Origin of the sequence: Fischerella muscicola PCC 7414, assembly GCF_000317205.1 — a bacterium.
GTDB lineage: Bacteria > Cyanobacteriota > Cyanobacteriia > Cyanobacteriales > Nostocaceae > Fischerella > Fischerella muscicola.
The window spans coordinates 1-7,040 of sequence record NZ_AJLK01000088.1; the positions used below are offsets into that span (position 1 = coordinate 1).

Here is a 7,040-nt window from a genome sequence, read left to right on the forward strand (position 1 = left end):
CCAACAATCAACAATCAACAATTACCAGCCACAAATTACTACAACCAACAATCAACAATCAACAATCAACAATTACCAGCCACAAATTACTACAACCAACAATCAACAATCAACAATCAACAATTACCAGCCACAAATTACTACAACCAACAATCAACAATCAACAATCAACAACCTTTAGTAACTGTACCTCCCTTACTTCCTGATAACCCTTCTCAACCGCCAAATTCTACTCTTCCTCCGGCCATTTTTCCTAACCAATCTGGTAATCTCAACAATATTCCTTTTTTCCCCACACCAAACTTACCAAATTACCCGCTCCCAAACCCCTCTAATCATCAAATCACCAATCCCAATTCAGGAGCAATAGAGTTTGGTCAACCTCTACCTAATAACACTCGATAAAGTTTGTTCTTTGTCTTTTGTTGGTCGTTGTTTGTTGTTAGTTCTAATCAACAATGTGAAATTACTAAAGACATTAAGAATGACAAATGACTAAAATCTATCTGTTTCTATAGGTGGTGCAACTGCTCCTGGTTCAGTAACAAAGAAGTTTTTCGCTGCTTCATTTTGGTAAATACAACTAATATCAGGTTTTTCACCCAAGTCACCTGTATAGCCAAAGGTATTGAGACGGTTCTTACAATCTCGAACCTGTTCGTTTGTTACTAGTTTACGTTGCTCTAAAATTGCCCAGTTATTAGTACGTAGAACGCATCCAGGACGCATACTCGGTTGAGAAACATAAACATTAAAGGGGTTGAGTGTCACAAATAGCCTAGTATCCATTACCATAGCACTGGCTCCATACTGCACACACAAATCAGGGTTTGGTGCTTTAATATCAATAAATTCACGGGAAGCCACGTTACTTGGTGTAAATGTCGCTGTAGAACTAAAAGCAATACCAATTCCTATACCTAAAACAAACACCCCTCCTAATATCGCTATGGTGGTGAAATTAAACAGTGGGGATTGGAAAAGAGAGGGTTTAGGTGGTGTAGTGGTTCTACCAACAGGTTTACGTCTCATTGTCGCTGCATTCTCTTTACATTTTGGACGGTCGGGAGTGGTTTGAGTTCCTCTCCTTATATATATATATCAGTATGCCGATTCTTGGCTTCAGTATGCCGATTCTTGGCTATGGTTGTCTGTAACTTTAGTTTTTTGGTTAGTGGTTAGTAGGTAGAGACGCGAGGAACATCGTGTCTGTACATTAGTAGTTATTGGTTTACTACTCCTCACACTCCCCACACCCCTCACACCCCACCCTGCACCGAAGCCGAAGAAGGCGCGTCTACACACCCCTCACACCCCTCACACTCCCCCCATCTCCCCATCTCCCATACGCCACATTTGCTACTTCTGGCGGAAGAATATCAACAAATGTTAAATAATGAATTAAGAATATCTTTATACATGACAGCAAGAAAGTGATTTATCAGCGATCGCTATTTTCACACAAGGGCCTTAAAACTTCGCAATTTCAAACTCTTTTGGCAGATATTCTCACTGTCTTTTGGGGTGATTGGTTAGAGTTACGTGTCAGAATTACCCAAGTAGCCGCATCAGGGTTAATATCTCCACTGATATATATTTTGGCATTTGGTTTGGGTTTAGGAAGTTCTATCCGGCCAGGATCAGGAATTAGCGGTAGCTATGGTAACTACCTAGAATTTATTTTGCCAGGTATGGTGGCTTTGTCGTCAATGACAATTAGTTTTGGTGGAACGACGTTTTCTATTTGTGGAGACAGACTGTTTACCAAAAACTTTGAGGAATTGTTATTAGTCCCCGTACATCCCTTAGCGTTGCACATAGGTAAAATGCTAGCGGGAGTTGTGCGGGGATTGATGACTTCTGGTTCTGTTATTTTGGTTGCTTTGCTGTTTACCGGCAATTGGAGATTTATTCATCCCCTATTTTTGTTGTTGCTAGTACTTAATTGTGCCGTTTTTGCAGGGTTGGGCGTAATAGTGGGGTTGACAGTGCGATCGCTCGAAGCAGTGGGACTCTACAATAACTTTATTATCATTCCTATGTCTTTCTTAGGGGCAACATTTTTTGATCCAAGTACATTACCAGGAATTCTCAAAGTAGTAGTTTACCTCTTGCCCCTTACCTATGCCAGTATCGGACTACGTGCAGCTGCTTATTTACCCCTGTCACAGTTTCCTTGGTATAGTGTGCCAATTTTACTAATAATAGCGATCGCTCTTTCTCTGTGGGGTGCTAATTTATTTTCCCGTCAACAGGATTAAATTGCTAATGGTTGATTGTTGATTGTTGGTTGTTGATGGTTGTTGGTTGGAACTATTAACCACTAACAATTAACACCTAGCACCCAACACCCAACAACTAACAACTAACACCTAATCTTTGCATTAATTCAAATAAAATTTAAGCATTTGCTTGAGCGCTACTGGTGGAATTTTAGTAGAATTTGCCAAATATTTTGACAAAAATGGTGTGAGCAAAGAAATTCCAGTGGCGATCGCTTTTTCTGTTGTATCTAACTTATTGCCTTTCAAAGCTTTAGCAGGGGATTACGAGCAACTTTTTATTTTCGGTGACAGTTTATCTGACAATGGCAACTTATATCGATTAACAGGAGGTACAATTCCTCTAAGTCCACCTTACTTTCAAGGACGTTTTTCTAATGGGCCGGTTTGGGTGGAAATACTGGGTTCCTACTTCAATATTGATGCAAATGAAACTACTAACTATGCTGTTGGTGGTTCCACATCTGGAAATACTAACGTTCTGAGTGAATCACTAATAATACCCCTGCCAGCTTTGTCATCTCAAATCAACAATTTTACTTCTGCACCAGTAACCCCTAGTTCTAATGCTCTATTTATTTTATGGGCTGGTGCTAATGATTACCTAATTCAGCCAATAGAAAAAAGAGCAACCAATACACAAGTAGTAGTCAATAATTTATCTAACGCAATCACAATACTCATCAATAAAGGCGCTCGTAATATTATTGTGCCTAATCTACCAGACTTAGGCAAAACTCCACAAGAGCGATCGCTAGGGACTGCTGACAGCACCACCACTTTAATTAAAAGTCATAATTCTAACTTAAATACTGCCTTGCAAGAAATCGCCAGAACTCGTAACGTTAACATTATTCCTCTCGATATTCATGCTTTATTTGACGAAGTTATTGACCAGCCTGATCGATATGGTTTAACCAATATAAATGACCCTTGCTTTGATCAACAAGCAGGTACAATTTGTTCTAATCCTGATGAGTATTTATTTTGGGATAACGTTCATCCTACAGATCGCGGACACAAGTTTATAGCAGAATACACCGAAGCTGTGCTGAATGCTCCAGTTGCGATCGTTCCACAAGCCGAAATTGCACTGCATGTAGCCCAAAGACAGGCGCAGCTGATCGATGATCGTTTATCAGCGCTGCAAAATCCTTCACACACACAATCAACAGATCGCTGGGGTGTATTTGTTAACGGCGATGTAAATCTTGGTAGTCAAGATGCTAGTGAACATCATCCAGATTACGACTATAAAACAGGTAGTGCTACTGTAGGCGTTGATTATAGCGTCACAGATAAACTGGCTGTGGGAGTAGCATTAGGTGTTGTGAATAATGAAACTGAGTTGCATCAAAATCAAAGTGACATCGAAATTGACGGCTATGCTGTTTCAGTTTATAGCAACTATGTCCAGAACAACTTCTACACCAATGCTGTAATCAGCTACGGTAATAATGACTTTGATATCCAACGTCAAATTGATTTTGATCACCGCACAGCTACAGCTAAAACTGATGGAACACAGTTTTCCGTGAACCTAAACAGTGGTTATATTGCCAGATCAGGTAACATTTCCTATGGCCCCACCTTGGGTTTGAAATATGATCGCATCAACATCAATGGCTACACCGAAACAGGTGCAGGTAGTCTAAATATAAAAGTAGATGATCAACAAGCAGAATCATTTATTGTAAGTGTAGGTACGCAAGCTGCTGTGGAATTGAAAACCAGTTTTGGTTCAGTCATACCAAATATCCACGCAAGTTACGAATATCAATTTGCACCCACACACCGCACCATTACCACAGAACTTGTGACTCAACCAGGTATACCCATGCGTACACAAACAAGCGAACCTGATCGTGATTATTTTAAATTGAGTGCGGGAACACAGATACTGTTTTCTCAAAATTTTGCAGGTACGATCAACTATGAAATAATGATTGGCAGAGAAGATGTTAGTAACAATACAATTAAGGGAGAAATTCGCTATCAATTTTAGATTAAGGTTTGATATGAGTTAAAGCGGTGGCAAAAAGTTATTTAGAATAAACGAACACCGATGCACACTGATGAACACAGATGAGTTATTCACTATTCCACAATTTAAACTTAGGGAATTCTAGAAAATAAATTATTCAAATACGATTTATTCCCCCTTGTCTCCCTTGTCTCTCTATCATCATCCTATCTTCCGATCTCGCTACCGCCAAAAATCCGCCTTTGCACCAACGTAATTATAATGATGACCGTTGCTAGTAAAAAAGCGATCGCAGCTCCATACCCCATTTGTAGGTTACGAAATACAGCCTGATATATCAGTAAAACTACGGTTAAAGTAGCGTTGTTAGGGCCGCCATTGCCGTTTGAGAATATATAAGATTGATCAAAAAGCTGGAATGTCCCAATTATCCCCATCGCCACCACAAAGAAGGTAACAGGTTTGAGCATTGGAATTGTTACGTGGATAAACTTTTGCCAGTCATTAGCACCATCCAACTCCGCCGCTTCGTAGAGTGATTGGGGGATATCCTGCAACGCTGCCAAATAGATAACCATGTAAAATGGTGCTGTTGACCAGATATTCATGATCATAATGCCTTTGAGTGCTACTGCCGGATCACCTAACCAGTTATAGGTGGGTAGTCCCACAAAAGCAAGGAAATCATTGAGTAACCCATCAGTGTTGTAAATCCACATGAAGATTAATGTCAACACAGCAGAAGAAGTAACTGTGGGTAAAAAGTAAAGGATACGCCACCCGTTTTTCCCATGAATGCCAGAATTGAGAGTCACAGCCAAGACTAATGCCAAAATAGTTTGTATTGGCACGACAATGGCAACGTATTCCACTGTATTCTTGAGGGCAATCCAAACTCGTTCATCTTCTACCAGGCGCGTAAAGTTCCGAAAACCGATGAACTCGTACTTAATACCACCAAGAAGTTGGACTTTATGCAGTGATAGAAAAACTGCCCAAACAATTGGCAAGATTACAAAAGTTAGTAAAACTAAAATAGCAGGCATCATAAATAGATACCCAGCCAAGTCTTCTGCAATATTCCCTCTGGTTTTACGCCGCCGCTTTCTGGCTTGCAACACGAGAAAACCTCCACCAATCTCGCACCTAGTTAAATGTAGCGATCGCTGGTGCATGATTATCTATACTACTACTTTCAGTGTAGGGCAGGGTACAACTAAATTAATATTTCCTTCTTCACGTTCTTTGCGTCTTCGTGGTTCAAAATAATTATTAAACCACAAAGACGCGAAGATACGAAGGTAAATAAAAAGCGAATCTTAAAAAAATTACAGATTGATGTAATTAATTTTCAGCGATTATTTTACAAATATCATCTAAAAGTGAGTCATACTCAATAAACTCTTCTGGATAAAATTCCAAGTAAATTTGATTGAGATTTGGGTTAAGAGATAATATACATACCTCAATATTAAGTTTTCCTTTCTGCCATCCTTCACTACCAATTCTTAATATCTGGCAATTAATAGCATAATTAAATTGAATCTCACTCAGCTTGATATGATGTTCACCTAAAGATATTAAGTTAAATAACTCCAGCATGGAAACACCAGGTTCCAGACTATTAGACTCATATACACGTCGCTGTAATCTGTGTCTAATTAGTTTCTCTACTAATTCTTTTAGTCTACTTACTTTAAATGTATCTTTTCCTAAAAGTACAACGTCATCACAATCTAGAGGTATAATTTTATCGTTCATATCAATAATTAGATAAATTCAAGGTATAGTGGGCAATAACCACCATACTTTAAATTAAATCCACAGGATATTCTGCTAATTATTTGACATCAATTTGGTTAAAATATCTACAAATTAGTCTTTTACAGCAATTCTCTTTGAATTGTGAACAATCAGTGAGTTGTTGTTATCATTAGAAATAAAATTAATTGAACTAGAGATCATCGTGTCGCACCCAAATTGGGAAAACTGTACGCTAACAGATTTAAAAAATCCCATTGGTTATCAGCTTTTATCTATTTTTGTCTCCCTGTCAACAAAGTAACACCTCGATAGACCAAAAGTAGTATAGTTGTAAAGAATTATTTGAGATTTCTTATTTGCAATTTCGTAAAATCTGAAAATTGTGAACTATACTTAAGAAGATGTAACAAGCGGCAACACTAATCGTTGCAAGGCAGACAATATGGATGCCAACAAGGTTTTTAAGCAATATACAGCCGGGGAAATAAATTTTAGGCTGGTAATTTGAGAGGAATAAGCTTAACTAAAGCAATTTGAACGAAATACATTTTATTAGGGCAAATTTGAGTAAATTAAACTTGAGCGACTCAGTTCTAAGCAAGACATTCTAAAGTTAATCCAAGCTGAGAGGGCAAAAAAGTTTAATGAGAGAAGGTGCAACTACTATTTCAAGTCTGCCAATTAATTTGGTGAACAGTTGACAAGAATCCATAGAGTAGACGAAAAATGGATTCTTTTTTTGCACCGATAAGCGCCAAATCAACAACTTTGCAAAAATCAATACCAACCAAGCCTAGTCATTATTTTTTACTGGAGGTCGAGACGACAAGGTATTGAGACAAGAAACTTACTTAGGCTGGTTTTTCACTTATATCATGTCCGTTTGAAGACTTATCATATCTGTGAAGGCCGGTAATTGGTAATGGGTAATAGGTAATGGGAAAAACCAATTACCAACTACCAATTACCAACAAGACCAACCATATCGTAAGTAATTAGCCGGACTTCAA

Annotated in this window: 6 protein-coding genes and 1 pseudogene; 4 read left to right on the plus strand and 3 right to left on the minus strand. The window is 38.5% G+C overall.

All coding sequences use genetic code 11. From position 1 onward, the window contains the following. Positions 1–405: pseudogene (locus UYI_RS38955) on the plus strand (AMIN domain-containing protein); the annotation flags it as partial. A 90-nt stretch (positions 406–495) separates the two neighbouring features. On the opposite strand, the gene UYI_RS0113800 reads toward UYI_RS38955, so the two are convergent. Next, a complete protein-coding gene (locus tag UYI_RS0113800; protein ID WP_016867244.1) occupies positions 496–1,032 on the minus strand; it encodes a DUF3172 domain-containing protein in 537 nt (178 codons plus the stop codon). 401 nt (positions 1,033–1,433) lie between these two features. On the opposite strand from UYI_RS0113800, the gene UYI_RS0113805 reads away from it, so the two are divergent. Next, on the plus strand, positions 1,434–2,261 hold the full coding sequence (locus tag UYI_RS0113805; protein ID WP_016867245.1) for an ABC transporter permease: 828 nt from the start codon (positions 1,434–1,436) through the stop codon (positions 2,259–2,261). Between the two features lie 151 nt (positions 2,262–2,412). Then, positions 2,413–4,287 carry an autotransporter domain-containing protein gene (locus tag UYI_RS0113810; RefSeq protein WP_016867246.1) on the plus strand — a complete coding sequence of 625 codons (1,875 nt, stop codon included), beginning with the start codon at positions 2,413–2,415 and terminating at the stop codon, positions 4,285–4,287. Between the two features lie 185 nt (positions 4,288–4,472). On the opposite strand, the gene UYI_RS0113815 is transcribed toward UYI_RS0113810, so the two are convergent. Together UYI_RS0113815 and UYI_RS0113820 are read right to left on the minus strand one after the other, a co-directional pair. Beyond that, on the minus strand, positions 4,473–5,315 hold the full coding sequence (locus tag UYI_RS0113815) for a carbohydrate ABC transporter permease (RefSeq protein ID WP_373278994.1): 843 nt from the start codon (positions 5,313–5,315) through the stop codon (positions 4,473–4,475). Between the two features lie 295 nt (positions 5,316–5,610). Further along, positions 5,611–6,027, minus strand: a complete 417-nt coding sequence (locus UYI_RS0113820; RefSeq protein ID WP_016867248.1) for a KGK domain-containing protein — start codon at positions 6,025–6,027, stop codon at positions 5,611–5,613. Positions 6,028–6,563: 536 nt separating this feature from the next. On the opposite strand from UYI_RS0113820, the gene UYI_RS40190 reads away from it, so the two are divergent. Next, positions 6,564–6,641: a hypothetical protein gene (locus tag UYI_RS40190; RefSeq protein WP_371915101.1), complete on the plus strand. Its 78-nt coding sequence runs from the start codon at positions 6,564–6,566 to the stop codon at positions 6,639–6,641. Positions 6,642–7,040: the final 399 nt, after the last annotated feature.